Below are 1,110 nucleotides of genomic sequence, written 5' to 3' on the forward strand. Positions count from 1 at the left end.
CTCCTGGACGCTCCGCCCGGCCCGCTCCGCCCGCCCGCCCGGACCTGGTGCTTCTGGGAGGCGGGCCCCGGGCCCTACGACGCCGCCCTGACCGCCTCGTGGCGGCGGCTGCGCGTCCACACCTCCGCCGGACTGGCCGCGCAGGACGACATCGCGCCGCTCACGTACAAGATGCTCCGCTCCGACGACTTCGAGCGGCTCGTCGACCGCGATCTGGCGCGCACCGGCGACGTCCGCCGGGTGGAGGCGGCCGTCGAGACCGTCGACGGCGTCGCCGACGGCGCCGAGATCCGCGCCCGCGACGAGCGGGGCCGCCCCGTGACGGTGCGCGCCCGCTGGGTCTTCGACTCCCGGCCGCTGGGCAGCCTGCCGCCCGCCCGTACGACCCTGCTGCAGCACTTCCAGGGCTGGTTCGTGCGCACCGGCGCGCCGGCGTTCGACCCCGGCACGGTGGAGCTCATGGACTTCCGGGTCCCGCAGCCGCGGCGGGGGCTCGCCTTCGGGTACGTCCTGCCCACCGGCCCGCGGGAGGCGCTGGTGGAGTACACCGAGTTCTCCGGCGCCGTGCTGACCCCGGAGGCCTACGACCTCGCCCTGCGCCGTTACGCCGAGGACGTGCTGAAACTCGGCGACTTCGAGGTCACCGCGACCGAGACCGGTGTGATCCCCATGACCGACGCCCGCTTCGCCCGGCAGTCGGCGCCCTCGGTCTTCCGCATCGGCGCCGCGGGAGGCGCCACTCGGCCGTCCACCGGCTACACCTTCTCCGCCGTGCAGCGCCAGACACAGGCAGTCGTGGACGCCCTGCACGCGGGCCGCCGGCCGGTGCCCCCGCCCGCGCATCCGGCCCGCTCGCGCGCCATGGACGCGGTGATGCTGCGCGCCCTGGACAGCGGGCGGGTCGACGGCGCCGCGTTCTTCGCCCGCCTCTTCACCCGGATGCCGAKGGAACGGCTGCTGCGCTTCCTCGACGGCCGCMCCCGCCTCCACGAGGACCTCTCCCTCGGCTTCCGCACGCCCGTCCTGCCCATGCTCCGCTCCGCGGCGGAGCTGTCCTGGCTCCCCCGCAGACCCTTTCCCGGGCCCTGACCCGACCCACCGGCCCCGACC

General features: G+C 76.1%; 1 protein-coding gene. It reads left to right on the forward strand.

Annotation, left to right across the window (positions count from 1 at the left end):
* A partial coding sequence (locus tag FGF04_RS39380; RefSeq protein ID WP_149516190.1) for a lycopene cyclase family protein occupies window positions 1-1,089 on the forward strand: 1,089 nt, incomplete at its 5' end.
* Between the last annotated feature and the right edge of the window lie 21 nt (window positions 1,090-1,110).

It is taken from the genome of Streptomyces apricus, from assembly GCF_008369065.1.
In the GTDB taxonomy this organism is placed as follows: Bacteria; Actinomycetota; Actinomycetes; order Streptomycetales; family Streptomycetaceae; genus Streptomyces; species Streptomyces apricus.